The organism is Micromonospora sp. DT43 (assembly GCF_049841645.1).
In the GTDB taxonomy this organism is placed as follows: Bacteria; Actinomycetota; Actinomycetes; order Mycobacteriales; family Micromonosporaceae; genus Micromonospora.
This window is the reverse complement of the sequence record NZ_JBNCKR010000007.1, coordinates 58,516-82,549: the sequence shown is the minus strand read 5'-3', so window position 1 is coordinate 82,549 and position 24,034 is coordinate 58,516. Positions and strand designations below refer to the sequence as shown.

The window sequence follows — 24,034 nt, the reverse complement described above, 5'->3', positions numbered from 1 at the left end:
CTCAGCGGACGAGGAGCTGGAACAGCACCAGCTCGGTCTCGTGCGTCTCCACCTCGAACAGCCCGGTCTTGTCGGCCCGGAACTCCACCGAGGCGGGTTTGGCGGCGGGCAGTCGGGCGCCCAGGTCGTAGCCGTGCACGTGCAGTTCGTCGGCGACGTCCGAGGTGACCGTGATCCGGACCAGTTGGCCCTTGGCCACTGTCACCCGGCCGGTCGGCGGGCTGATCCGTCTCTTGGCGATGGTCACGGTGATCTCCCGGTCGACAGCGGGCGTGCTGGCGGTCGCGGAGGGAGTGGGACTGTCCGTCGAGGCCGGCGAACCAGCGGAGGTCGGTGCGGCGGCCGACGTCGGCGGTGTCGAGGGGGTGGCCACGGACGGGTCGTCGTCGTGCCCGCAGCCGGCGATGAGCAGGGTGCCGAGCAGACCGGTGACGAGGAGGGTGGCGGGGATGGCGGTGCGGCGGGCACCGGGGGCGCGGACGTACACGGGCGGACTCCGAACGACGCGGGGGGACGGGGTGTCGAGCTGATCGTCGGAGGGTGAACTCTACGTCTTGTTAGGCGGTGGGGAAATGACCATGATGAACGAATGCGATCGAGGCTGGTCACTGTCTGTCACGTTGTGTGCCGTACCGTCGCCGTGCTGGCGGCGCTGCTGGTGGTGTCCCTGGCGCTGCCCGCCGCCCCGGCGTCGGCGCACGGACAGTTGGCGACCTCCACGCCGCTGACCGGCACCGTGGTCCGCAAGCCGCTGACCCAGATCGGCCTGTACTTCACCGAGAAGCCGGCCAGCAACGCGCACTTCACTGTCACCGGCCCGAACGGGTCGCGGGTCGACAGCGGCTGGTCGTTCGGCGAGCCGAAGCGGCTGGACAAGCCGGTCCAGGAGTACTTCATGGTCAACGGCGTCTTCGAGCCGCGGCTCTACCACACAGGCTTCCCGGCCATGGTCACCGTCGCGCACTGGCCGGCGAAGGGCCGCTACACCGCCACCTACCTCACTGTCGCCTCGGACGGCGAAGCGGTGCGGGGCACCGTCACCTTCGACTACCAGGGCCCGAGCACGGCGGCCCCGGCCGGCTGGACGGCGCCGACGAACGCCCCCGATCCGGCCCTGCTCGCCCAGGCCGAGGGCACCCCCTCGGCGTCGGCCGTGCCGTTGGCGACACTCGACCCGGCCGTCACCCCCGCGGCCGCGCCACCGGCGCCCCCACCGGCCGGAGGACTTCCGCCCTGGCTGGTGCCCACCGCCGTCGTGCTCGTCGTCGGCACGATCGTCGTCGTGGCGGCCCGCCGCCGACCGGCAGCACGCCCATCCCGCGGCGCCTCCCCTGCACGCGGCGCCGCCCCGCGTCCACGCGGCGGGGCCTCTCGTCCGCGCGCCGGGGCGAACGGTCGGCCGACGCGGCGCGGACGCCGCTGAGTCTCATCGGCGTGCCGCCCCCGAGTCGGCACGCGGGCCACCTTTTGTCCGCCAACGACCGCCCGAGGGCTGTCGTTGCGCCCGGCGCGCTCGCCCGTGGCCGGCACCTGAACCGCCGTCCGCCACGCGCACATTCCCGACATCCAGGGATCAGTGCCGCGACCTTTCGCACGGACATCGGGAACTTTTGATGCATCGATACAAAGGCATGGACAGCGCCATCGAAACCCCTTAATGTCTCGACCCATCGACCCGGTGTTTCCGGATCGTCACTCGTCGGCGTCGAGGACGTTACGGACCGGGCCGGCGGCCACCACCTCACCATCGCTGCACGCCGGCCGTCGGTCACTCCTATCCTCTGTGGAGGAACGATGGGCACACCGCCGCTGCGCCGATTCCGCAGTCCCGTCCTGGGCGCGCTCGCGCTCGTCCTCGCCGTCGGCTTCTGGGCCGACCCGGCCGACGCCGCCCCCGAGCAGGAACCGGGCGTCACGCTGCGCGTCTACGACGTCCAGGTGCCGCTCTCCGAGATCTGCACGCTCAAACCCGCGCAGACCCCGAACGTGGACAAGCTGATGTCCACAATCAACTGGACCTCGGCGGCCGACTTCGGCTTCGAGGACAACTTCGTCTCGCAGGTGCTCGGCAACATCACCATCACCCAGGCCGGGAGCTACACCTTCCGGCTCAGCAGCGACGACGGGTCCAAGCTGACGATCGACAACACAGTCGTCATCAACCACGACGGCCTGCACGGCGCCACACCGCCCAAGGAGGGCACCGTCACCCTCGCCGCCGGGCTGCACCCGCTGCGCATCGACCACTTCGAACGCGCCGGTGGCCAGCAGATCACCCTGGAGTGGCGTACGCCCGGCTCGTCGTCCTTCGTGGTCGTGCCGACCTCGGCGCTGAGCACCGACGCCGGGGTGGTGCGGGTGACCGCGCCGGGCCGCAAGGAGTGCGAGGGCGTCACCGACTCCCCCGGCGACGGGCTGCCGCTCATCGGCGTGCACCCCGGCTACACGCTCACGAACCTGCGGCCCTCAGGCTTCCAGCCGAAGGTCACCGGGATGGACTGGTTGGCCGACGGCCGGCTCGTCATCAGTACCTGGGGCGGCACCGACCAGTCCGGCGCGTCCCAGGACGGCGAGGTGTACGTCATGGGCAACACCGGCGGCGCGACCGGCCCCGGATCGGTGACCACCAAGAAGATCGCCGGTGGTCTCAAGGAGCCGATGGGGCTCAAGGTCGTCGACGGCGTGGTCTACGTGTCGGAGAAGCAGCGGCTGACCCGGCTCGTGGACACCAACTCAGACGAGGTGGCCGACCGCCTCGACACCGTCGCCACCTGGCCGTACGGGGGCAAGTTCCACGAGTTCGCGTTCGGTCTGCTCTACCAGGACGGCTTCTTCTACGTGAACCTGTCGGTGTCGATCGACTACGGCGGGGCGACCACGGTGCCGCAGCCCGCCGCCAACCGGGGAACCACCATCAAGGTCAACAAGGACACCGGCGCGGTCAGCTACGTCGCCGGCGGTCTGCGCACGCCGCACGGCATCGGCTGGGGCCCGGAGGGCGGCATCTTCGTCACCGACAACCAGGGCGGTTGGCTGCCGTCGTCGAAACTGGTGCACATCAAGCAGGGCCGCTTCTTCAACCACTACATGACCCCGGCGGGCCCGTTCGACGCGAACCCGGTCACCCCGCCGGTGCTCTGGATGCCGCAGAACGAGATCGCCAACTCCCCCAGCACGCCGCTCTACCTCACCACCGGGCGGTACGCGGGCCAGTTCGTCATCGGCGACGTCACCTACGGCGGCCTCCAGCGCGCGTCGGTGGAGAAGGTGAACGGCGAGTACCAGGGCGCGCTGTTCCGGCTCACCCAGGGCCTGGAGGCGGGCGTCTCCGAGGTCAACCTCGGCCCGGACGGCGCGATCTACGTCGGCGGGCTCGGCGCGGGCGGCAACTGGGGACAGAGCGGCAAGCTGACGTACGGGTTGCAGAAGCTCACCCCGAACAGCGCCAGCACCTTCGAGATGCTGGCCATGCGGGCCACCACCGCCGGTTTCGAGGTGGAGTACACCCAGCCGGTCTCGGCGGCGACCGCCGCCAACCTGGCCGCCCACTACAAGGTCAAGCAGTGGCGGTACGAGGCGACGTCCAACTACGGCGGCCCGAAGATCGACGAGGAGACGCTGACCGTCAGCGGGGCGACCCTCTCGGCGGACGGCAAGAAGGTCACCCTGGCCGTCGACGGCCGTAAGGCCGGCCGGGTGGTCTACCTGCGGTCACCGCAACCGTTCACCTCTACCAGCGGCCAGTCGCTGTGGAGCACCGAGGCGTGGTACACGCTCAACGCCATCCCGGGTGTCACCGGCGGGACCAACCTGGCGCTCAACAAGCCGGCCACCGCGGACAGCTCCTGCTCGACGACCGAGGTGCCGGCCAAGGCAGTCAACGGCAGCGTCACAGGCGGCAACGGCGACAAGTGGTGCTCGAAGGGCACCTCGAAGTATCTCCAGGTGGACCTGGGGGGCAGCTACGCGGTGAACCGCGTGGTGGTGAAGCACGCCGGTGCCGGTGGTGAGAACGCCGCCTGGAACACCCGGGACTTCACGCTCGCGTCCAGCCCCGACGGCACGAACTGGACCACCCGGGCCACGGTGACAGGCAACACGGCGAGCACCACGACCCACGACGTCAGCGCGCCCGGCGCCCGCTACGTCCGCCTGGCCGTCACCGCGCCGACAAGCACCACCGACACCGCGGCGCGCATCTACGAGTTGGAGGTGTACGGCAGCGCCACAGGCGGTTCGGGCAGCATCACGGGCGTCGGCGGCAAGTGCCTGGACGTGGACAACGCGGGCACCGCCGACGGCACGAAGGTGCAGTTGTGGACCTGCAACGGCACCGGCGCGCAGTCGTGGAGCCGCAACGGCGACACGTACCGGGCGCTGGGCAAGTGCCTCGACGTGGACAACGCCGGCACCGCCGACGGCACGAAGGTGCAGTTGTGGACCTGTAACGGCACCGGTTCGCAGGTGTGGCAGCCGCAGTCCGACGGGTCGATCCGCAACCCGCAGTCGGGCAAGGTGCTGCAGGCCGCCGGGGGTGCCACGGCCGACGGCACCCCGATCCAGATCGGCACGTACACAGGTGGCGCGCACCAGAAGTGGGTGGTCAGCGCCGGCTGACACCCGGCGGGCGCGGTCCGACCGACGGCCGGTCGGACCGCGCTCCGCGCCGGTCAGCGGAACAGGAGTGGCCGCCCCTCCCGGCCGCCCACCAGCCGACCCTGGCTGTTGATGTCCTCGATCGAGTCGTCCACCCGTACGCCCCGGCCGGTGAGGTCGGTCAGCACCCCGTCACGCCACATGAACGGGTGCCGCTCCTCGTTGGGAACGCTGCTGAAGCCGACCACCACGCCCCGGTCGTTGATCGCCGTGGCCCAGCTCCGGCTGCCGCCGAGGGTGCCCAGATCGGTGAGCCTCCCGTTCTGCCACCGGAACGCGTGGCCGTTGGCCTCGCCCACCACTTGGCCGCGGTTGTTGATTCCGAGGGCCGCGCCGCCGATCTGGGTGAACACCCCGTCGCGCAACAGGCCGCCCACGCAGGTGCAGGGGTAGTCCCGCGGTGGCACGTTGAACCCGCCCACCACGTCGCCGCGGTTGTTGACGTCGGCGGTGAACTCGTAGAAGTACTCCTGTCCCAGGTCGGTGAGGACGCCGTCGCGCCAGAGAAAGCGGTGCCGCATGTCATCGGCGGGATCACTGGTGCCGAGGACCTGCCGCCTGTCGTTGACGGCTATCGCCTCGCTGTTCTCGCCGCCCAGGGTGCCCAGGTCGATGAGCCGTCCGTCGCGCCAGAGCACCGCGCGGGTCAGGTAGTCCGACCCGTACGAGGTGATCGCCACGTCCCCGAACTCGTTGACGTCCACGGCGGCGGAGTCGGTGTCGCCGGGCAGCACGCCGAGGTCGGTGAGGACACCGTTGCGCCAGCGCACCGCGTGCCGGGCGCCGCTGGCGACGGTGCTCCACCCGACGATGTCGCCGCGGTCGTTCATCGCTGTCGCGGCGCCGGCCCCGCCGCTCAGGGTGCCGAGATCGACGACCCGGTAGGAGGGCGGGGACGCGAGGGCGGAGGTCGGGGTGAGGACTGTCGACGCGACGAGGGCGGTCGTCGCGGCGGTCAGCAGGGTGCGCGGGGACAGCAGGGACGTCAAGGGGGCGCTCCTCGGCTCGGAGCGGCGGAGCTCCGGCGGGCGGGAGCGGCCGGTCGCCACCACTGCGCGTTCGATCAGTCACGCACAGTAGATACGCCGACGCACCGGGACGCCAGGGACCGAACGGCCAGCGATGCCAGACGTCCGGAAGTCGGAGTGGACGGGCGCCGGGGTGCAGCGGAGCCGGGGTGCAGCGGCGTTCGGTCAGGGACCCTGCGGCAGGGGTTGGGCCAGTGCGCGCAGGTCCGCCGGCAGCTGGGCCAGGGCGTCGGTGAACTCCCGGTGACCGACCACCCGGTGCATGGTCTGGAGAACCGCCCGCACGCCCCGTTCGGCCCCGGGTCGGTCCGTCCCGGCGCGCTCGGCCACACGGCGCAGGAACTCGTCGTACCCGAAGGCTTCCGGCGGTTCGGCGGCCTTGACCAGCAGCGGGCTCAGCTCGGCGGCCAGATGGGGGGCGAGCGCGCCGGCCTCGCCGCCGCTGAGACGTTCGGTGAGCGTCCGCAGCACGGCCTCGGTCAGCGGGCGTGCCTGCGCCGGTGAAACGCCAGCCCGTGCCGCGACCTTGTCGACGAATCCGAGATCGGCCATGGTCCCGCCCTTTCCGTTGCCGAGACGCGTGGCTACCCCGGCCCACCGGCGACAAACCCGGGGCGCGTGGCAGAGCACGGGTGTCCGCTTCACGCATCGAAGGGCTGTGCGAGCATGGTTGTCCTTCGTGTCTTCCCCACCCCCGAGCGGAAGGACGCCCCATGGCGGAAACCGCCCCCCTGTCGGCCGCCGACCAGCCCAAGATCGACACCAGCGTGCCGCACTCGGCCCGGATCTGGAACTACTGGTTGGGTGGCAAGGACAACTTCGAGATCGACCGGCTGGCCGGCGAGCAGGTACGCGAGCTGTTCCCCGCGATGATCGAGACCGCCCGCGAGTCACGGGCGTTCCTGTCCCGCGCGGTGCGCTTCCTCGCCGGTCCGGCCGGGATCCGCCAGTTCCTCGACGTGGGCACCGGTTTGCCCACCGCCGACAACACCCACCAGGTGGCCCAGCGGGTCAATCCGCGAAGCCGGGTCGTCTACGTCGACAACGACCCGATGGTGCTGGCCCACGCGCGGGCGCTGCTGGTCGGCAGCCCGGACGGGCTGACCCGCTACATCCACGCCGACCTGCGCGAGCCGGAGGCGGTGCTCCAGCAGGCCACCGAGCACCTCGACCTCAGCGAACCCGTCGCCGTCCTGCTGTTCGGGGTGATGGGCCACGTCGGCGACGACGACGAGGCGGTCGCCATCATCCGCACACTTCTCGACGCGGTCCCGTCGGGCAGCTACCTGGCGCTCTCCGATGGCACCGACACCAGCGAGGCCGTCGTCGAGTCGCACCGCCAGTACAACGAGAGCGGCGCGCTGCCGTACCACCTGCGCAGTCCGCAGCGGATAGCCCGGTTCTTCGACGGCCTGGAGCTGGTCGAACCCGGCCTGGTCCCGTTCACCCACTGGCGGCCCGAGCACGACGGCACGCCGGCGCCCCTGGACGGCTACTGCGCCGTCGGCCGCAAGCCCTGACCCGCGTCGCGCGGCGCCGGTGGCGGATCCCTCCATCGGCGCCGCGCGACGAGGTCGGTTCCGTGGTTGCTCCGCGTCCGGCCGACCCCGTCTCGTACGGTGAGGTCGGACCGGTACACGCCGGCCGCCCGACGGCGGCCCGTGCCGCAGGAGGAGCAGATGGCGGTCGACCTGCCCGACGTGATCGACAGGTACTTCCGGGCCGTCGCCGACGGTGACCTCGACGCCCTCGTCGCCTGCTTCGCGGACACCGCGAGCGTGGCCGACGAGGACCGGCTGTACGACGGCAGGCCCTCGATCCGCTCCTGGGCGCAGCGGACGAGGGAGGCCACCTCGTACACCGCCGAACCGGTGGGGGTGACGCCCCAGGCGGGCGACTCGTACCTGGTCCGCACGCGGGTGTCGGGCGACTTCGCGGGTAGCCCGATCGAGCTGCGACACCGGTTCACCCTGCGCGACGACCTGATCGGCGCGCTGGACATCCGCCCGTAGCCACTACGCGGACCGCCCGTCAGGAGGAGAGTCGTGCCCCGAGTCTGGCTCGTCACCGGTTGCTCCCGAGGGCTCGGCCGGGCGCTCGCCGAGGCCGTGCTGGCCGACGGCGACCGGCTCGTCGCCACCGCCCGCAACCCGGCACAGCTCGCCGACCTCACCGACCGGTACGGCGACCAGGTCCGGGCGGTCGCGCTCGACGTCACCGACCCCGCCGCCGCCCGGAGCGCCGTACGCGGCGCGGTGGACGCGTTCGGAAGCCTGGACGTCCTGGTCAACAACGCCGGGTACGCCGACGTGGCCGCGATCGAGGACATGTCCGAGGACGCCTTCCGGGCGCAGATCGAGGCGAACTTCTTCGGGGTGGTCAACCTCACCCGCGCCGCCCTGCCGGTGCTGCGGGAGCAGGGGCGTGGGCACATCGTGCAGATCTCCAGCGTCGGCGACCGGGTCGCCAGCACCGGGCTGGGCGCGTACCAGTCCGCCAAGTGGGCGGTGGCCGGCTTCTCGGCGGTGCTCGCCACGGAGGTCGCGTCGTTCGGAATCCGGATCACGACTGTCGAGCCGGGCGCGCTGCGCACCGACTGGGCGGGCGCCTCGATGAGCATGTTGCCGGTCAGCGAACCGTACCGGCCGGTCATCGAGCCGGTGGTGGAGCGGATGCGGCGCACCAGCGGGAACCAACCCGGCGATCCCGGCCGGGCCGCCCAGGCGATCATCCGGATCACCGGTGTCGATGATCCGCCCGCACGGTTGCTCCTCGGCGCCGACGCCGTGGCGGCCGCCGCGACGGTCGCCGAGGGGCTCGCGGCGTCCGATTCGCGGTGGCGTGAGCTGAGCGAATCCGTCGCGTTCGACGCGACGCCCTGACCCGTCGCGCCCGCCGGCACCGCACGCGTCCGGCCTCGGCCGCCCGGCGGAACGGCTTTCGTGATCAACCGCCGAACGGACGACGTGGCCGGTCCACCGACGGATGACATGATGTGCCGACAACAGCTGACGCTACGAGGAAGGGTGCTGCTGTCCGATGGCGCACTTCGAGGCCCGCACGTCCACGACACCCGGGCGGATCGTGGTCACGCTGACTGGTGAGTGCGACCTGGCGGCCCAGCCCGAGCTGACGGTCGTACTGTCCGCGGCGGTGCGCGCCGCGCCGGTGGTGGTGGTCGACGTCGGCGGGTTGCGCTTCCTCGACTCCACCGGCCTGCACGGCCTGGTGACCGCCCATCAGGAGGCCCGCGCGAACGGCCGCCACCTGTACGCGGTGAACGCCGCCGGCCCGGTCGCGACCGTCCTGGACATCACAGGCATCGGCAACCTGCTGCGCCCGCCCGCCGACGACCCGCGGCTGGCGGGCTGATGGCGACCAACCAGCGGGAGACCCGCGCCGTCGCCGAACAGCTCGCGCCCGCCCCGCCGACGGACACCATGGCGTACGAGGTGGCGACCGACCTGCGGGAGCTGCGGGCTTTCGTCTGCGCCGGCGCCACCGCCCGGGGCCTGCCGGCCGAGCGGGTGGAGCTGCTGGCGCTGGCGGTCAGCGAGCTGGCCACCAACACGTTGCAGCACACCGCCGAGGGTGGACGAGTCCGGCTCTGGGCCGAGGGTGACCAGTTGTTCTGCGACGTCGTCGACCAGGGGCCGACGCGGGCGTTCGGCCGGGGCATGCCGGCCGCCGACGCGGTACGAGGCCGCGGGCTGGCCATCGTCGAGCAGATCTGTGACGAGGTGGCCGTGTTGGCCGCCGGTGAGGGCACGGTGGTCCGGATCCGACTGGCCCTGTGAGTCGGGCGGCTCCGGGCAGCACGCGCACGGCCAGGGTGCACGGAACGCGCCACCGCGCCGATGCGCCCACGTCGAGGCGGCGCCGGCTGCCACAATGCGGTCAGTCCGGACGGTGGCGTCGGGCGCAGCAGACCAGGAGGACGGCCATGCCGGACAGCGCACGCGAGGCGGAGCTGCTCGACGCCGAACGCACACTGCAGGCGGCGCAGCGGGCCGGTGACGTCGCGGCCCTCGACCAGTTGCTCGTCGACCAGCTCATCGCGATAGGCCCCGACGGCCGCCAGCACGGCAAGGCCGAGGACCTGGCCGCGCACCGGGACCGCACCTCGATCATCGAGGAGCTGGTCGAGGAGGAACTGGACCTGCTCGTCGTCGGCCGGACGGGTGTGACGTTCTTCCTGGGCCGGGTGGCGGGGTGTTCAACGGTCAGCCGTTCGCCGCCCGCCTGCGCTACACGCGGACCTGGGTCCACGACGACCCGCACGGCTGGCGGATCCTCGCCGCCCACATCAGCCCGGTCTGACCCGCTCGTCACCTCAGCCGGGCCGCCACCACCAGCTCGTGGAGTTCGGCCGAACCCGCCGGCTGGTCCGGCAGCGGACTGTCCCGGTGCGCCTGGTCGAGCCGGGCCGCCAACTCGGCCAGGTCACGCTCGAGGGTCGCGCCGGGGACGAGACCGTCCAGTGCGCCGTGCTCGGCGGTCCGCTTCGCGGCGATCAGGTCGGGCACGTACGCCGGTGCCTGCTCGACGTCGAGCAGGGTCGGCAGGTGCGCCTGTATCCGGCCGGTCCGCAGCAGGTGGACTCCGGTGAGCAGCGACCGGAACGTGTACAGCAGGGGCTTCAGCTCGCCGGTGGTATCGAAGAGCCGCCGCTGGCTCGCCGCGAAGCCACGGTAGTGGTGGGCGTGGTGCCGGGTGACCGTCAGCGGCGCCAGCTCGACCAACGCCGCGTGCGTCGCCGTGGTGTGCACGACGAGTGGGGACAGCAGTTGTTCGAGCACGTAGCCGTTTCGGCGCAGCATCAGCCGGACGAACTTGCGCAGGTCGTGCGTCACCAGGTCCAGCTCCACCCCGTCGCGGTCGGCCATCACCGTGCGGGTTTCCGCCGGCGTGACCAGCCCGACCAGCTCCGCGACCGGCAGCAGGTGCGAGCCACGCAGGTCGACGTCGGAGTCCTTGGACGGGAACCCGTACAGGTGGGCACCGGAGACCGTGGCGAAGACCAGCGGGTACGGCTGCTCAGCCACGACGGCCGCCAGGTCGACGCCGGCCGGCAGGCCGGCGTCCTCCCAGGCGGTCATGCCGCCCACCGCAGGGAACGGTCGCGAACCGAGGTCAGCCACTGCTCGACCCGCGCCTCGTCGGGCCGGTCGGGCAGCGGACTGGTGGGCAGGTCCGCCGTCATGCGGTCGACCAGCCGGTTCCGCCAGGCGACGACGTCGTCCCAGGGCACGGCGCCGGCCTTGACCGCGAGCAGGCGGTCCCGGTCGACGCCGACGTCGAGCACCAACCGTCCGGTACGGACGAGGTGACCGCCGGCGGTCAGCAGCCGGATCAGGTGCATCACGTGCCGCCAGATCGGGGCGCCGGAGCGGGCGATACCGCGCTCGGCCTTCCCGAACTGGGCGGTGGCGTAGCGCAGATAGGTGTCGGCCACCCGCCGGGACAGGAACGCCGGCGTGAGCGCCCGCAGTTCCGCGCCCAGCGGGGTGCACGTCTCGACCAGTGGAGAGTGCAGCACCTCCAGGACGGTGGGGTTCGCCGCCAGCCCGAGCACGCAGACCCGCTCGACCTCCCAGCGCACCTGTTCGGGCAGCGGGCCGTCGTGGTGCCACGCCGGCTTGCGCAGGCCCCAGAACGCCGAGGCCGGCAGGGCGTACACCCCGCGTCGGTCCGTGTCCGACGAGGCATCGGACAGGCCGAACGCACGGGAGCCGACGACGACCTGCAGGATCGTGCGGTCGTCGACCTGCTGATCCGTCAACGCGTGTTGCACCGCCGCCTCCCCCGAGCGCCGCGCCGGCACCCGCCGACGTCCGGTGCACACCATGCCTGGTGCGGGGCGGGTCGTCGAATCCGTTTCGCTCAGCTCACGGTGGCGTCGATGGGGCCGATGCGCAGCACGCCGTCGTCGAGGGGCGTGCAGCGGATGCCGCCCGTGGTGCGCAGCGCCTTCCAGGCGCCCGGCCCCACCGTGACGTCCATCCAGGCGCACGGCCGGGCCGCGCGGTTGACCCGCAGGCTGACCGGGCCGTCGCCGGAGTCCAGGATCAGGACCTTGCCGATCAGCTCGTCCACGGCGATGCCTGTGGTGAGGATGTTGCGGCGGACCTGCGCCAGGCCGATGCCGGCCGGCAGGGACTCCTGGGCGATCACGGTCACGCTGGCGTCGCGGTGCGCCGGTTTGCCGAAGTAGCGGTCGCCGACGATGCCGAGGCCGGCCCGGATCTGGACGGTGTCGACCAGCTCGCCGGGCGGGGCCGGCGTCGGACCGTCGGAGGGCCGGCCCCGGAACCGGTGCACGGGCGAGGCCAGCAACTCGACGATGTGCGCCATGCAACGGATTCTACGAACCGGAGGACGCCGCCGGGCGCGGTCAGACCGCCAGGGCCGCCCGGACGTCCCGCTCCGCGGTGACACCGCCGTCGCCGTCCGAGGTGACCCGACCGGACTCCAGCACGTGGTAGCGGTCCGCCACCCGCAGCGCGAAACCCAGGTGCTGCTCGACCAGCAGCACACTGAACCCGGACTGCCGGGTCAGCTCGACGATCCGCTCCTGGATCTCCGCGACCACCGACGGCTGGATGCCCTCGGTCGGCTCGTCGAGCATCAGCAGCCGCGGCCGGGTGATCAGCGCACGGGCGATGGCCAACTGCTGGCGCTGGCCGCCGGAGAGCAGCCCGGCCCGCCGGCGCAGCAGTGGGCGCAGCGCCGGAAACAGGTCCAGCACCTCCGCCGTGGCCACCGGGCCGTCGCGCCGGCCGTCGGCGACCAGCCGCAGGTTCTCCGCGGCGGTCAGGTGCGGGAAGCACTGCTGGCCCTGCGGGACGTACGCCATTCCGCGCTGGACCCGCTCGTGCGGCGCGAGACGGGTGACGTCCTCGCCGTCCAGCTCGACGGTGCCGGCGCTGGGGCGCAGCAGGCCCGCCGCGACCCGCAGCAGCGTGCTCTTGCCGGCGCCGTTGTGTCCGAGCACCGCGGCCACCCCGTCGGGCGGGACGGCGAGGTCCACCCCGTGCAGCACCCTTGAACGCCCGTATCCGGCGTGCACCCCGCGCAGGGTCAGCATCATGCCTCCAGACCGCTGGGGGCCGACCCGGCGGCGACCGGGTGGCCAAGGTAGACCTCCTGCACGCGCGGGTCCGCCTGGACCTGCGCCACCGTGCCCTCACTGAGCACCTTCCCCGCGTGCAGTACCGTGACGCTGCGCGCGAACCGACGCAGGAAGTCCATGTCGTGCTCGATCACCACGACCGTGCGGTCCCGGCTCACCGTCTCCAGCAGCGCCCCGGTCGCGTCACGCTCCTCGTGGCTCATCCCGGCGACCGGCTCGTCGAGCAGCAGCAGCCGCGCGTCCTGCACCAGCAGCATGCCGATCTCCAGCCACTGCTTCTGGCCGTGCGCGAGCGTCCCGGCGAGCTGGTCGGCCCGCCCGGTCAGACCGATGGTCTCCAACGCGGCCGCCACCTCGTCGGGGATCCCGCGCCGACGCCGGGCCAGGGTCACCCAGCTGCGTCGGGCGCCGGCCGCGATGTCGAGGTTCTGCACGACCGACAGCTCCTCGAAGATCGTCGACGTCTGGAAGGTCCGCCCGATGCCGAGCCGGCTGATCCGGTGCACCGGCCGACCGAGCAGCTCCTGGTCACCGAACCGGACCGAGCCGGTGGCCCGCACCAGGCCGGTGATCGCGTCGACGAGTGTGGTCTTCCCGGCGCCGTTCGGGCCGATCAGGAACCGGATGTCACCGGCCGGCACCTCCAGCGAGACGCCATCGACGGCGGTGAACCCGTCGAAGCTGACCCGCACGTCACGGACGGACAGGCCGTCCAACCGCTCGCCGCTCATGCCGCCTCCGTCCGCTCGGCGCGACGTCGACCCAGCGGTGACCAGCCGCGCCGCGCCGGCTGCGCGCCGACGTCGCGACGGCGGGCCAGCGCCCACAGCGACGCCAGGCCGCCGGGAAGGAACGCCACCACGACCACGAAGAGCAGACCCTGCAGGTACGTCCAGGTGCCCGGGAAACGCTCCGACAGGGCGGTACGCGCCCAGGCCACCGCCACCGCGCCGAGCACCGGGCCCAGCAGCGTGGCCCGGCCGCCCACCGCGACCCCGATGACGAACTCGATCGACGGGACGATCCCGATCAGCGCGGGCGAGATGATGCCCACCGCCGGCACGAACAGCGCACCGGCCAGCCCCGCCATGCCGGCTGCGACCACGTACGCCACCAGCTTGACCGACGCCGGGTCGTAGCCGAGGAAGCGGACCCGCTCCTCGCCGTCGCGGACCGCCACCAGCAGCTCGCCGTAGCGGCTCTGGATGAGCTGACGGGTAAGCGCGAGCAACGCCAGCAGGACGCCGGCGATGATGAAGTACACCATCCGCTGGTTGACCGGGTCGTCCAGGTCGTACCCGAAGAAGCCCTTGATGTCGGTGAGCCCGTTGGTGCCGCCAGTGGTGCCCTGCTGGCCGATCAGCAGGATCACCATCGCGGCGGCGAGGGCCTGGCTGAGGATGGCGAAGTACGCGCCCCGGACCCGGCGACGGAACACGAGCGAACCGAGCCCGAAGGCGACAGCCATCGGCAGCAGCACCGTGGCGGGCAACGCGAACCAGGGGCTGGCGAACGGCCGCCACCACAGCGGCAACTCGTCGAGCTGCCCGTACAGCTGCATGAAGTCGGGCATCCCACCGGGGCCCGCGTCGGCGAGTTTGAGGTGCATGGCCATCGCGTAGCCACCCAGGCCGAAGAAGACGCCCTGACCGAGGGTGAGCATGCCGCCCCGGCCCCAGGCGATCCCGATGCCTACCGCGACCATGGCGACGCAGAGGTACTTGGCGAGCAGCGCCAGCCGGAAGTCCGACAGCAGCAGCGGCGCCACGGCGAACAGCAGCGCCGCGCCGAACGCGAAGCCGGCCAGCGTCCGCAGCCGCGAACGGCCTCCGGACCGGCTCGGGGGCGCGGCGCCGGCCGAGGCCGAAGCCGGTGCGGTGGCGGTGCTCGGAGGCGCGGGCGTCACGGCGGTCATGCGAGGCTCCTCGTCCGCAGGGTGAACAGGCCCTGTGGCCGCCACTGGAGGAACGCGACGATCGCCACGAACACGATCACCTTGGCGATGCTGAGGGTCGTCAGGTACTCCCCGGTGGCCTGGAGCACGCCGAGGGCGAAGGCGACGATCACGCTGCCCTTGAGCTGGCCGATCCCGCCGACCACGACCACCAGGAAGGCGTCGATGATCAGGTTGGTGCCCATGGTCGGGCCGATCGGGCCGAGCAGGGTCAGCGCCACCCCGGCGAGCCCGGCCAGGCCGGACCCGAGAAAGAAGGTCGTCCGGTCGACCCGGGCGGTGGGAATGCCGGACACCGCGGCGAGGTCGCGGTTCTGCACCACCGCGCGGATCCGGCGACCGAGCGGGGTGAGCCGCAGCGCCAGGGTGAGCGCCGCGACGGCGGCCAGGGCCAGCGCCAGGATGAACAGCCGGTTGTTGGCGACGGTCAGCCCGCCGGGCAACGCGACGTTGCCGGTGAGCAGTTCCGGCGCGCGGGTCTGCACGTTCGGGCTGCCGAAGACGTCGCGGGCGAGCTGTTGCAGCATCAGCGACACACCCCAGGTGACCAGCAGGGTGTCCAACGGGCGGGCGTAGAGCCGGCGGATCAGCAGGACCTCCAGCAGCACACCCATCGTGCCGGCGACCACGAACGCCACCGGCAGCGCGACCACGAGTGACAGGCCCGCGCCGGTGATGCTCTGCTGCAGGAAGTACGTGGTGTACGCGCCGGCCATGATGAACTCGCCGTGCGCCATGTTGATGACGTTCATCTGGCCGAAGGTCAGCGCCAGCCCGAGCGCGATGAGCAGGAGCACAGCGCCGATGCTGATGCCTGTGAAGAGTTGACCGAAGAGGACTGTCACGGTGGGTACTCCGTACTGCTGGTCGGGTGGCCCGGGCGAGCCGCGCGGCAACGCGGCCCGACCGGGCCGGCGTCGTCAGCTCAGGCCGCTCGCCCACGGGTAGGTCTTGAGGTACGGGTCCGGAGCGACAGGCTTGCCGGAGTTCCACACCTCGGTGATCAGACCGTCGGCGCCGACCTTGCCGACCCGAGCGGTCTTGGCGATGTGCTGGGTCTTCCCGTCGACGGTGACGAGGCCCTCCGGCGCGTCGAAGGTGATCCCGTCGGAGGCGGTGCGGACCTTCTCGACGTCGAACGCGCCGGCCTTCTCGACCATCGCCTTCCACAGGTACACGCTGACGTAGGCGGCCTCCATCGGGTCGCTCGTCGGCTTGTCCGCTCCGAACTTCGCCTTGTACGCGGCCACGAACTTCGTGTTCGCCGCGCCGGGCGTGGTCTGGTAGTAGTTCCAGGCGGTCAGCTGGCCCTCCAGGTACTGGGTGCCGATGCCCTTGACCTCCTCCTCGGCGATCGACACCGACACCACAGGCATCGCCGCGGCGGTCAGGCCTGCCGACTTGTACTCCTTGAAGAAGGCCACGTTGCTGTCGCCGTTGAGGGTGTTGAACACGGCGTCCGCCCCGGAGGACTTGACCTTGTTGACGATCGTGCCGAATTCGGTGGACCCGAGCGGCGCGTAGTCCTCGCCGAGCACCGTCATCCCGTTGGCGGCCGCGTACGCCTTGATGATTTTGTTGGCGGTGCGGGGAAAGACGTAGTCACTGCCGACCAGATAGACCGACTTCGCCCCCTGCGCCTTGAGGTAGTCGAGGCCGGGAACGATCTGCTGGTTGGTCGTCGCCCCGGTGTAGAAGATGTAGGGCGACTGTTCCAGGCCCTCGTACTGCACGGGGTAGAACAGCAGCGCCTTGTTCTTCTCGAACACCGGCTTGACCGCCTTGCGGCTCGCCGACGTCCAGCAGCCGAAGACGGCGGCCACCCGATCCTCGGAGATGAGCTTCTCGGCCTTCTCCGCGAAGGTCGGCCAGTCGGAGGCGCCGTCCTCGCCGACCGGCTGGATCTTCTTGCCGAGCACGCCGCCGGCCGCGTTGATCTCCTCGACGGCGAGCATGATGGAGTCGCGGACGGTGACCTCACTGATCGCCATGGTGCCGGAGAGCGAGTTGAGCAGGCCCACCTTGACGGTGTCGCCGGAGACGTCGGCGGTGACGCCGGCCGCGCCGCCCTCGTCGGAGGTCTTGCTGCCGCAGGCGGTCAACGCGGCCGCGGCGACGAGGGTCAGGGCGCCCGCCAGGATGCGGCGGCTCCAAAGAAGTGACATCTATTCTCCCTGCGGTGCACTCAAGTGGCGAATGGACGGTCGGTGCGGTCCGGTGGAGCTGCGTCGGCGATGCCGAGGTCGACGGGTGGACGCCGCCTGTGGCCATCGCATCGGGTACGGGCAGGGAAAGCGTCGACCGACTTGATTGCGTGAGTGTTTCCCAGTCCTTAATTGACTGTTTCCCACGGCCCTGTTCAGGCGCTCACCACAATGGCCGGCGCCGTCAGTCGAAGACGGTGCCGGCCAGGGAGAATCCTGCGATAAAATTGCCACCACAATGGTCGGCGAACAGATTCCGCCGACGGTGGACACACATTCGTGGCATCCGGCCCTCGGCCAGATCCTTCACGCAGGAAGCATCTTAGGGTCGAGCCGGGTGGGGCTGTCAAGCGTGGGAACCGGCGGTCAGAGCTGGGCGAGCACCGTGAAGTCGAGACCGTCGGCCTCGGCGAGGTAGATCCGCTGGCGCACGTGCCGCCGCCGCAGTCGCAGCCGACCGCGCGGCCCGTGGTACGCCACCGTGTCGGCGGCCGTCTCGATCGCCCGCACGTCGAGGGTGCGGGCCTGCCCGATCAGGGCGGCGAGCAGCATCACGCCCTCGTAGCAGGACTCCCCCAGGCTGCCCAACGGCGGCGCGTCCACCCCGAACCGGCGGGCGAACTCACCGTGGAAGTCGAGGTTCTCCTGTGTCACGAGACCCGCGAAGAACCCCGCCGTGCTGTAGAGCCGCCGCGTCGCGCCGGCGCCACTGGCCAGCAGCATGTTCTCGTCCATCAGGGTGCTCAGCCGCAGGCAGCGTTGATCCATCCCGGCGCGGGCGAAAGCTCGGTTGAACCGCACCGCGTCGGCACCGACGAGCAACATCACCACCGCGTCGGCCTCGCTGCGCTCGATGTGGCGCAACACGTCGTCGAAGTCGTGCGTCTCCAACGGCAGGAACGCCTGCCCCACCACCCGCCCACCGCCGCGCAGCGCGTACCGCTGGGCGGCCCGCGCGGTGCGCCGCGGCCACACGTAGTCGTTGCCGACCACGAACCAACGTCGTACGCCCTGCTCCCCGGCGAGCAGCCGCATCGCGGGCCACAGTTGGGCGTCCGGCGTCTCGCTGGTCAGGAACACCCCCTCGGTACGCTCACCGCCCTCGTACAGGGCGGTGTAGACGTACGGCACCCGGTGTGCGACACGGGGTGCCAGCGCCTGCCGGACCGAGGAGATGTGCCATCCGGTCACGCCTTGCACGGCACCCACCGACACCAGCGCCTCGACCTCCGCGGCCACCTCGGCCGGCGGGGCGCCGCCGTCGACAGGCACCAGCCGCACCTCGCGGCCCAGCACCCCACCACACCTGTTGATCTCCTCGACCGCGAGCTGGGCGCAGAGTTCGCAGGTCGGGCCGAACATTCCCGCCGGCCCGCGCATCGGATAGACCAGCGCGATGCTGACCACGGCCCGATCGACGGTGAGCCACGGCGGTGCCGGCGCGGACATGAGCACATGATTGCCCGGCCCACGTCGGAAGACCAGAGCTCACCACGGACCGGGACGACTCGGTAGCATGGCAGAGCCACCGGACCAGGGAGATCCATGTCAGACGTGCCCGGGGCGCCAGCCGACCTGCTGCGCTCGCTCACCCGCGCCGAACGGCTGCTCTCCCGACGGCTGGGCGCAGTCCTGGCCGACGACGAGCTGACCACCGAGGCGTGGCGGGTGCTCTGCCTGCTCGCCGACGGTCAGGGTCACCCGATGAGCGAGGTGTCCGCCGAGGCGTCGCTGCCGCCGGGCACCCTCACCAAGCTGGTCGACCAGCTCGTCGACCGTAACCTCGTCTTCCGGCGGATCGACCCCCTGGACCGCCGACGGATCCGCGCCTACCTGACCGCCCGGGGCCGCCGCGAACACGCCCGCCTCGACGAGCGGGTCCGGGCCGACCTCGCCGACCTGGGCGTACCGGCCGACCCTGCCCTCATCGGCCAGCTCGACGACCTGATCGACCGCCTCGACCCGACCCGTCCTCGCGATCACGCCGACGCGGCCGGCCCGCGCCGCTGACCCAATCCCGGCGGTCACTCCACCTTGGTGAGAAGCGGCTTACCCTTCTCGACGACGTACGTGGCCAGTTCGACGGCGACGCCGGTGCCGACGTTGCGGGCCTGGTGGTGGACGCCGTACGGCACGGTCAGAGCATCGCCGGCGTTGCACACCACCGGCGGCTGACCCTCGAGGGTGTATTCCAGTGATCCCTGGAGCACGCAGATGATCTCTTCGCCCGGGTGGAAGTGCTTGAACGGCGGCGAATCCGGCGTGAACTCCACCCGACTCTGGATGACCTCACGGCCCTCGATGCTGAGATCGTGTCTCTGGAGATCGACACGCCACAGCCCGGGCGCGCCCTCCACTGCTGTCGGACTGATGCCCTCGGGTCGATCTTTCCCACTCATCACGGCCTCCTGTGAGCCGTCATCCGAACGGCAGTCGCTCCGGTTGGCACATCCTCTCGAGGATAAGAAACCGCAGGACCGTCAGGTGCGGGGATGCGCGAACGGGGCAGGCTCCCACGATCGTGTACACGGTCGGGGAGCTCCTGCGGCAGTGGCGATGGCGCCGAGGGATCAGCCAGCTCGACCTGGCGAAGCAGATCACGACAAATCCTTCGCCAGTTCGGCGCGAACATCAGTGACCAAGTCCTGAGCGATTGGCAAGATCCAGTTTGGGAGGCCGTGGCGCCGATGACGATCCCCGGGGCTGCACGACGCTGCCGATACCGAACGCATGTGGAGAGGCAAACCCATTGACGCCCCACGAGCCAGTCCCCGACCGCCGTCGTCGGTGACACCGGTCGGGGACTGTCGGGGTTCGTCTGCGGCTCAGGGCACGGTGATCGGGATGATGGCCTCCGGGTCGTTGATGGTGACCTGCCCGTCGAACGGCGGCGCTTGCGAGACCGATACGTAGTGGTTGCCGAGGTTAACCGGATCGTCGAGCAGCACCGGCTTGTTGGCGGCCACGAAGGTGAACGGCACCGAAGTACGCGACTGCGCCTGCGGTCCGGGGACGGTGCAAACCAGCGCCGTCTGATCGGAGCCTGGACGGACGGCGCAGCCACTCCAGTCCTCGCCCGTCGGCCGGACCTGGTTCGGCAGGATGAGCAGGATCTCCAGCCGAGCGACGTCGACGGCGCCGTCATTGCGTACCGTGACTGTCAGCCGGCCCGTGAATCCGTTGCCTTGCGGTCGGAACGACAAGGTGGAGGGTGCGACGGACAGCAGTGCGGCCGGTGGCTGCGCCGGGAACATGGTCGGGCCGTCCACCTGCCGGAACCGCCCGTCTTGCCAGGCGTACGTGCGCCATTGGTTCGGCACCGTGTTCTGCCCACCGTCGGTGTATTCCTTGGAGACCAGTACCGCGACCCGGCCGCCGTCGCGAGCCTCGAGATAGTCCATCATCGCGAGCCCGTCCTGCGTGCCGACGATCCGGCCGATCGGCACCAGTTCCTGACCGCTGCGGCGGAACGCGACGATCTGGCTGCCGCCCGCCTCGGGTCCTTCACCGCACATCAAATGAGCGACGTAGTCCTCGGTACCGTCGTGGTCGACGTCAGCCGCGACGTAGGACAAGACGTTCACCGGTCGGTGCGCGGCATCGCGCAGGTACTGGCCATCCTTCAGAGAGACCCGGCCCTTGGTGCAGGTGGCGTCGGCGGCCGCGCCCCAGGTGGGGACCGTGATGGTGGCCGACCTGAAGGGGCCCAGGCCCAGTTCCGGCTCGCCGCGTTGCTGCTCGGTCGGCAGCACGGTCGGCGATGGTGCGGGGCCGGTCCCCGGCGGCGTCGGCGGGCGGTCGGTCCGGACGGCGACGGCGGTGCTCAGCGCCACCGCGGCGACCGCGAGTCCGGCCACCGCGGTGACGGCGGTGCGGCGGACCCGGATGCGGTGGGAGGTGGCCAGGGCCCGCTCGCGCAGGTCGACGGCATCGACCTCGGTGGCGATCTCGCTCAGGCCTCGGCGCAAGTTGTCGATCTCGGTCATCGCGCATCTCCGCTCACGTTGACGCTGCTGAGCTCCGGCGCGAGCACGCGCAGCCGCTCGAGCGCCTTCGCGGTCTGGCTCTTGATGGTGCCGACGCTGACGCCCAGGGTCTCCGCCGCCTGCGCCTCGGTCAGGTCGTCGAAGAACCTCAGGACGACGACTGCGCGCTGCTTGGCGGTAAGGCCGGACAAAGCGCTGCGCAACGACAGTCGCAGCACCGTCTGCTCGGCGTGATCGGTCTGGACGGCAGGCTGGTCTGGCACGTCACCGGTGAACGACTCGACGATGCGGCGCCGCCGCCAGCGCGACACCTGGAGGTGATACATCGTCTTGCGGGTATACGCCTCGGCGTTACCGGTGGCGTCCAGATTCCGCCACGCACGATGGGTGAGCCCCAGCGCGCTCTGGACGAGATCCTCGGCCAAGTGCTGATCGCCGGTGAGCAGATATGCCGAACGGAGCAGCGCCGGCGTCCTGGCCCGGACAAACGCGTCGAAGTCAGGAGCACGAGCGTCCACGTCCGCCTCTTCTCGACTGAACATTGGGGGTGACCTACCAGCCAAGACGACCAGTAGCGGGAAAAGGTTGGGGCGTGTCGAAAATTCTGCGTTCATGGCCCGACGCCGAGCGGGAAGTGGACCGCTGAAGGGCTGGCGCTGCCGTCATCCGCAGGGCCTCCGACGGGCTGGATGGTGGCATGCTGGCCGACCAGCATAGACCTCCCTGTACTCGATCGACTGCCCGCGCGCCCTCAGTGTCGAGCGTGCCTGGCCACGCATTGCAGCCGCAGCTGCGCAGGCGGGTTCGGTGGGACGGCGTCTCCACATCTGCAGAAGGGGCGGCCCCGGACGGGCCACCCCTTCTGCGGCGGACACGGCAGGCTCAATCGGTACCCGCTGGATCAGCCGCCGCCGTCGGTGCGCGCAGGTAGACGACGAGCCGTCAGCTCGGTGTTCGGCGTCCCGTGGTGCCCGGCATCCTGAACTGCCGAGATGAGCGCGCTCGTGGGAGCGGGCTGCACATCGTCGCTATGGTCGGTGTCGTGGAGACACTGGGCCGACTTGCCGGAGTCACGGTCGACTGCCGGGATCCGCAGCGACTGGCTGACTTCTGGTCCGTCGTGCTTGGAGGACGCGTGACGGAGTCTCTTCCCGGCTGGCGGCGCGTCACTGTCGCCGGGGGCGGCCCGGTGCTGACATTCCAGCCGGTCCCGGAGCCCAAGGCCGGCAAGACGCGACTACACCTCGACATCGCCGTTACCGACGTTGACGAAGCGGTCGATCGGATCGGGATGTTGGGCGGGCGGTGGACAGGTGAACGGCATGACTACCAAGAGGGCGCAGTCCTCGTCATGACCGACCCGGAGGACAACGAGTTCTGCGTCGTGCAGTACTACCGGGTGTGATCTGGTTAGGTTTCGACCGAGCATCCGAGACCTGCTGATGGCGTCGTACGTACCGTCGTCGTTGCACACTGATCACAAGCGGCCGCGAGAGTAGTGGAGCCGTCGACACACTCTTCTGCCGCGATCCGCGCATGTGCCTCCGCCCTGCGGTAACCGAACGTAGTCAGTTCAGACCGGAGCTCAAGACCAGTGCAGACAGGCGAAGTGACGTTGGAGTACTCAAGGATCGGCCGTCGACTCGATCACCCCTCGCGCACGGCGAGGTGGGCGCGCAGGGTGTGCGCGTCGGGGGCGGTGGCGGTCCACAGGGTCGCCGGGCCACCGGCGAGCGGGAGTCGGGCGACGGTGCCCTCGACGCTCGCGGGTGGAGCGGGGCCCGACGGGTCGACCACCAGCAACGAGCCGGTGGCCGGGGCCCCACCGAGCACGGCGGGGCCGGCCCAGCCGGGTGCCTGCGGTCCCACTGCCAACGATTGGCGCAGCAGCGGTCTGCCGTCGTAGTCGACCTGGGTGTGCACGACGGCACTGCCGGGCGCCTCGCCGTACCGGCCGCAGATCAATTCGTCCCGCCAGCTCAGCCTCGCCCCGGCGGCCAGCTCGATGCGGGATTCGGCGAGGTGGGCGCAGCCGGCCGCCGCGACCAGTTGCTCGGGCAGCCAGTGCAGTGCCGCGCCGTCGTGCACCACCGCCCGCACCGCCATCCGCGACACCGCGCCGGGCCGGCCCGGCAGGGCCACCGATGCGGCGACGCTGTGCACCCGTACCGCCGCTCCCGGTCCCACGTCGATCTCCAGGCGGAGGTCGTCGCCGGCGAGCGGGCCGGCGGCCCCGCCCACGACGTGCACTGTCGCGACGCCACAGTTGCCAGGCGTCTGCCGAAGCAGCAGCGGCGTCTCGCCGTGCACCTCGGTCAGGACCGTGCCGCCCCGACCGTCGGCGCGGGCCACCAGCCGGGCGAACGCTCGCATCAGGCCGGGCCGGCCGGTGCGGCGACGGGGTGCAGGGCCGCGTGAAGGGCCAACTCGTGCCGGATCCACTCGGCGACCCGACCCGCCGTCGGGTCGCCGACGATCGACAGGAAGAGGGTCGGGAGGTCGCCGCGGCGGGCCCGCGCGTCCCGGTCCATCACCGCGAGGTCGGCGCCCACCATGGGCGCCAGATCGGTCTTGTTGATCACGAGCAGGTCCGCGGACGTCACCCCGGGCCCGCCCTTGCGCGGCACCTTGTCCCCGCCGGCCACGTCGACCACGAAGATCTGCCGGTCGACAAGGCCCCGGCTGAAGGTGGCGGTCAGGTTGTCCCCGCCGCTCTCCACCAGCACCAGATCCAGCGGACCGAGCGCCTCGGCCAGCTCGTCCACGGCATCGAGGTTGGCGCCGATGTCGTCACGGATGGCAGTGTGCGGGCAGCAGCCGGTCTCCACGGCGCGGATCCGGCTCGGGTCCAGGACGCCGGCCCGCTTGAGGAAGTCGGCGTCCTCGGTCGTGTAGATGTCGTTGGTCACCACGCCGAGCCGCAACTCGTCGGCGAACGCCCGGCAGAGGGCTGCCACCAGGGCGGTCTTACCGGATCCGACCGGTCCGCCGATGCCGACCCGCAGCGCCCGACCCGACCGCGCCAGCGGCGGGTGCGGGTCCACCCCCGGTTCGGGATGGGTGTGCGGAACGGT

Annotated in this window: 26 protein-coding genes and 1 pseudogene; 10 read left to right on the top strand and 17 right to left on the bottom strand. The window is 71.2% G+C overall.

The window, feature by feature from the left end; translation table 11 throughout:
- Position 1 precedes the first annotated feature (1 nt).
- Complete coding sequence (locus tag ACLQ26_RS18505) at positions 2 to 487, bottom strand: hypothetical protein (RefSeq protein WP_425745584.1); 486 nt, start codon at positions 485 to 487, stop codon at positions 2 to 4.
- A gap of 102 nt (positions 488 to 589) precedes the next feature.
- On the opposite strand from ACLQ26_RS18505, the gene ACLQ26_RS18500 reads away from it, so the two are divergent.
- Both ACLQ26_RS18500 and ACLQ26_RS18495 read left to right on the top strand, forming a co-directional pair.
- Positions 590 to 1,423 (top strand): copper resistance protein CopC, encoded by an 834-nt coding sequence (locus tag ACLQ26_RS18500; protein ID WP_425745583.1) that lies wholly within the window; start codon positions 590 to 592, stop codon positions 1,421 to 1,423.
- Between the two features lie 371 nt (positions 1,424 to 1,794).
- Positions 1,795 to 4,617, top strand: a complete 2,823-nt coding sequence (locus ACLQ26_RS18495; RefSeq protein WP_425745582.1) for a ricin-type beta-trefoil lectin domain protein — start codon at positions 1,795 to 1,797, stop codon at positions 4,615 to 4,617.
- Between the two features lie 53 nt (positions 4,618 to 4,670).
- On the opposite strand, the gene ACLQ26_RS18490 is transcribed toward ACLQ26_RS18495, so the two are convergent.
- The gene (locus tag ACLQ26_RS18490) at positions 4,671 to 5,645 is read right to left on the bottom strand and encodes a hypothetical protein (RefSeq protein WP_425745581.1); all 975 of its coding nucleotides are present in this window, start codon (positions 5,643 to 5,645) and stop codon (positions 4,671 to 4,673) included.
- A 204-nt stretch (positions 5,646 to 5,849) separates the two neighbouring features.
- On the bottom strand, positions 5,850 to 6,236 hold the full coding sequence (locus ACLQ26_RS18485; RefSeq protein ID WP_425745580.1) for a DUF2267 domain-containing protein: 387 nt from the start codon (positions 6,234 to 6,236) through the stop codon (positions 5,850 to 5,852).
- A gap of 161 nt (positions 6,237 to 6,397) precedes the next feature.
- Here ACLQ26_RS18485 and ACLQ26_RS18480 point away from each other — a divergent pair, with 161 nt between their 5' ends.
- From ACLQ26_RS18480 to ACLQ26_RS18455, 6 genes and pseudogenes are all read left to right on the top strand, one after another.
- Positions 6,398 to 7,204 (top strand): SAM-dependent methyltransferase, encoded by an 807-nt coding sequence (locus ACLQ26_RS18480; RefSeq protein ID WP_425745579.1) that lies wholly within the window; start codon positions 6,398 to 6,400, stop codon positions 7,202 to 7,204.
- A 99-nt stretch (positions 7,205 to 7,303) separates the two neighbouring features.
- The gene (locus tag ACLQ26_RS18475; RefSeq protein WP_425745578.1) at positions 7,304 to 7,696 is read left to right on the top strand and encodes a nuclear transport factor 2 family protein; all 393 of its coding nucleotides are present in this window, start codon (positions 7,304 to 7,306) and stop codon (positions 7,694 to 7,696) included.
- A 33-nt stretch (positions 7,697 to 7,729) separates the two neighbouring features.
- Positions 7,730 to 8,566, top strand: a complete 837-nt coding sequence (locus ACLQ26_RS18470; RefSeq protein ID WP_425745577.1) for an SDR family NAD(P)-dependent oxidoreductase — start codon at positions 7,730 to 7,732, stop codon at positions 8,564 to 8,566.
- A gap of 157 nt (positions 8,567 to 8,723) precedes the next feature.
- On the top strand, positions 8,724 to 9,056 hold the full coding sequence (locus ACLQ26_RS18465; RefSeq protein ID WP_363681911.1) for an STAS domain-containing protein: 333 nt from the start codon (positions 8,724 to 8,726) through the stop codon (positions 9,054 to 9,056).
- Entirely contained in the window at positions 9,056 to 9,481 is a 426-nt protein-coding gene (locus ACLQ26_RS18460) for an ATP-binding protein (RefSeq protein WP_425745576.1), read from the top strand. The genes ACLQ26_RS18465 and ACLQ26_RS18460 overlap by 1 nt, the downstream gene beginning before the upstream one ends.
- 146 nt (positions 9,482 to 9,627) lie before the next feature.
- Positions 9,628 to 9,834 (top strand): annotated as a pseudogene (locus ACLQ26_RS18455) (nuclear transport factor 2 family protein); the annotation flags it as partial.
- 178 nt (positions 9,835 to 10,012) lie between these two features.
- Here the strand turns inward: ACLQ26_RS18455 and ACLQ26_RS18450 are convergent.
- The 9 genes from ACLQ26_RS18450 to ACLQ26_RS18410 all read right to left on the bottom strand — a co-directional run bounded on the left by ACLQ26_RS18450 (position 10,013) and on the right by ACLQ26_RS18410 (position 18,423).
- A complete protein-coding gene (locus ACLQ26_RS18450; protein WP_425745575.1) occupies positions 10,013 to 10,783 on the bottom strand; it encodes a nucleotidyltransferase domain-containing protein in 771 nt (256 codons plus the stop codon).
- Positions 10,780 to 11,478 carry a nucleotidyltransferase domain-containing protein gene (locus tag ACLQ26_RS18445; RefSeq protein WP_425745574.1) on the bottom strand — a complete coding sequence of 233 codons (699 nt, stop codon included), beginning with the start codon at positions 11,476 to 11,478 and terminating at the stop codon, positions 10,780 to 10,782. The genes ACLQ26_RS18450 and ACLQ26_RS18445 overlap by 4 nt, the downstream gene beginning before the upstream one ends.
- Before the next feature lie 89 nt (positions 11,479 to 11,567).
- The gene (locus tag ACLQ26_RS18440) at positions 11,568 to 12,038 is read right to left on the bottom strand and encodes a molybdenum cofactor biosysynthesis protein (protein WP_425745573.1); all 471 of its coding nucleotides are present in this window, start codon (positions 12,036 to 12,038) and stop codon (positions 11,568 to 11,570) included.
- A gap of 40 nt (positions 12,039 to 12,078) precedes the next feature.
- A complete protein-coding gene (gene urtE, locus ACLQ26_RS18435; protein ID WP_358099788.1) occupies positions 12,079 to 12,771 on the bottom strand; it encodes an urea ABC transporter ATP-binding subunit UrtE in 693 nt (230 codons plus the stop codon).
- Positions 12,771 to 13,547 (bottom strand): urea ABC transporter ATP-binding protein UrtD, encoded by a 777-nt coding sequence (gene urtD, locus ACLQ26_RS18430; protein ID WP_393291625.1) that lies wholly within the window; start codon positions 13,545 to 13,547, stop codon positions 12,771 to 12,773. The genes urtE and urtD overlap by 1 nt, the downstream gene beginning before the upstream one ends.
- Positions 13,544 to 14,731 (bottom strand): urea ABC transporter permease subunit UrtC, encoded by a 1,188-nt coding sequence (gene urtC, locus ACLQ26_RS18425; protein WP_425745572.1) that lies wholly within the window; start codon positions 14,729 to 14,731, stop codon positions 13,544 to 13,546. The genes urtD and urtC overlap by 4 nt, the downstream gene beginning before the upstream one ends.
- A complete protein-coding gene (urtB, locus tag ACLQ26_RS18420) occupies positions 14,728 to 15,615 on the bottom strand; it encodes an urea ABC transporter permease subunit UrtB (protein ID WP_425745571.1) in 888 nt (295 codons plus the stop codon). The genes urtC and urtB overlap by 4 nt, the downstream gene beginning before the upstream one ends.
- A 75-nt stretch (positions 15,616 to 15,690) precedes the next feature.
- Entirely contained in the window at positions 15,691 to 16,935 is a 1,245-nt protein-coding gene (gene urtA / locus ACLQ26_RS18415; protein WP_425745570.1) for an urea ABC transporter substrate-binding protein, read from the bottom strand.
- 405 nt (positions 16,936 to 17,340) lie between these two features.
- Positions 17,341 to 18,423 carry a substrate-binding domain-containing protein gene (locus ACLQ26_RS18410; RefSeq protein ID WP_425745569.1) on the bottom strand — a complete coding sequence of 361 codons (1,083 nt, stop codon included), beginning with the start codon at positions 18,421 to 18,423 and terminating at the stop codon, positions 17,341 to 17,343.
- A gap of 96 nt (positions 18,424 to 18,519) precedes the next feature.
- Here ACLQ26_RS18410 and ACLQ26_RS18405 point away from each other — a divergent pair, with 96 nt between their 5' ends.
- Complete coding sequence (locus ACLQ26_RS18405) at positions 18,520 to 18,984, top strand: MarR family winged helix-turn-helix transcriptional regulator (protein WP_425745568.1); 465 nt, start codon at positions 18,520 to 18,522, stop codon at positions 18,982 to 18,984.
- Positions 18,985 to 18,998: 14 nt separating this feature from the next.
- Here the strand turns inward: ACLQ26_RS18405 and ACLQ26_RS18400 are convergent, their stop codons facing one another.
- The 3 genes from ACLQ26_RS18400 to ACLQ26_RS18390 all read right to left on the bottom strand — a co-directional run bounded on the left by ACLQ26_RS18400 (position 18,999) and on the right by ACLQ26_RS18390 (position 21,502).
- Positions 18,999 to 19,373, bottom strand: coding sequence for a cupin domain-containing protein (locus tag ACLQ26_RS18400; protein ID WP_358156591.1), 375 nt, complete (start codon positions 19,371 to 19,373; stop codon positions 18,999 to 19,001).
- 426 nt (positions 19,374 to 19,799) lie between these two features.
- Positions 19,800 to 20,960, bottom strand: a complete 1,161-nt coding sequence (locus ACLQ26_RS18395) for a hypothetical protein (protein ID WP_425745567.1) — start codon at positions 20,958 to 20,960, stop codon at positions 19,800 to 19,802.
- Positions 20,957 to 21,502, bottom strand: coding sequence for a SigE family RNA polymerase sigma factor (locus ACLQ26_RS18390; RefSeq protein WP_425745566.1), 546 nt, complete (start codon positions 21,500 to 21,502; stop codon positions 20,957 to 20,959). The genes ACLQ26_RS18395 and ACLQ26_RS18390 overlap by 4 nt, the downstream gene beginning before the upstream one ends.
- A 500-nt stretch (positions 21,503 to 22,002) precedes the next feature.
- On the opposite strand from ACLQ26_RS18390, the gene ACLQ26_RS18385 reads away from it, so the two are divergent.
- Positions 22,003 to 22,365 (top strand): VOC family protein, encoded by a 363-nt coding sequence (locus ACLQ26_RS18385; protein WP_244200459.1) that lies wholly within the window; start codon positions 22,003 to 22,005, stop codon positions 22,363 to 22,365.
- 242 nt (positions 22,366 to 22,607) lie between these two features.
- On the opposite strand, the gene ACLQ26_RS18380 is transcribed toward ACLQ26_RS18385, so the two are convergent.
- Together ACLQ26_RS18380 and ureG are read right to left on the bottom strand one after the other, a co-directional pair.
- Positions 22,608 to 23,333, bottom strand: a complete 726-nt coding sequence (locus ACLQ26_RS18380) for an urease accessory protein UreD (protein ID WP_425745565.1) — start codon at positions 23,331 to 23,333, stop codon at positions 22,608 to 22,610.
- Positions 23,333 to 24,004 (bottom strand): urease accessory protein UreG, encoded by a 672-nt coding sequence (gene ureG, locus ACLQ26_RS18375; protein WP_425745564.1) that lies wholly within the window; start codon positions 24,002 to 24,004, stop codon positions 23,333 to 23,335. The genes ACLQ26_RS18380 and ureG overlap by 1 nt, the downstream gene beginning before the upstream one ends.
- Between the last annotated feature and the right edge of the window lie 30 nt (positions 24,005 to 24,034).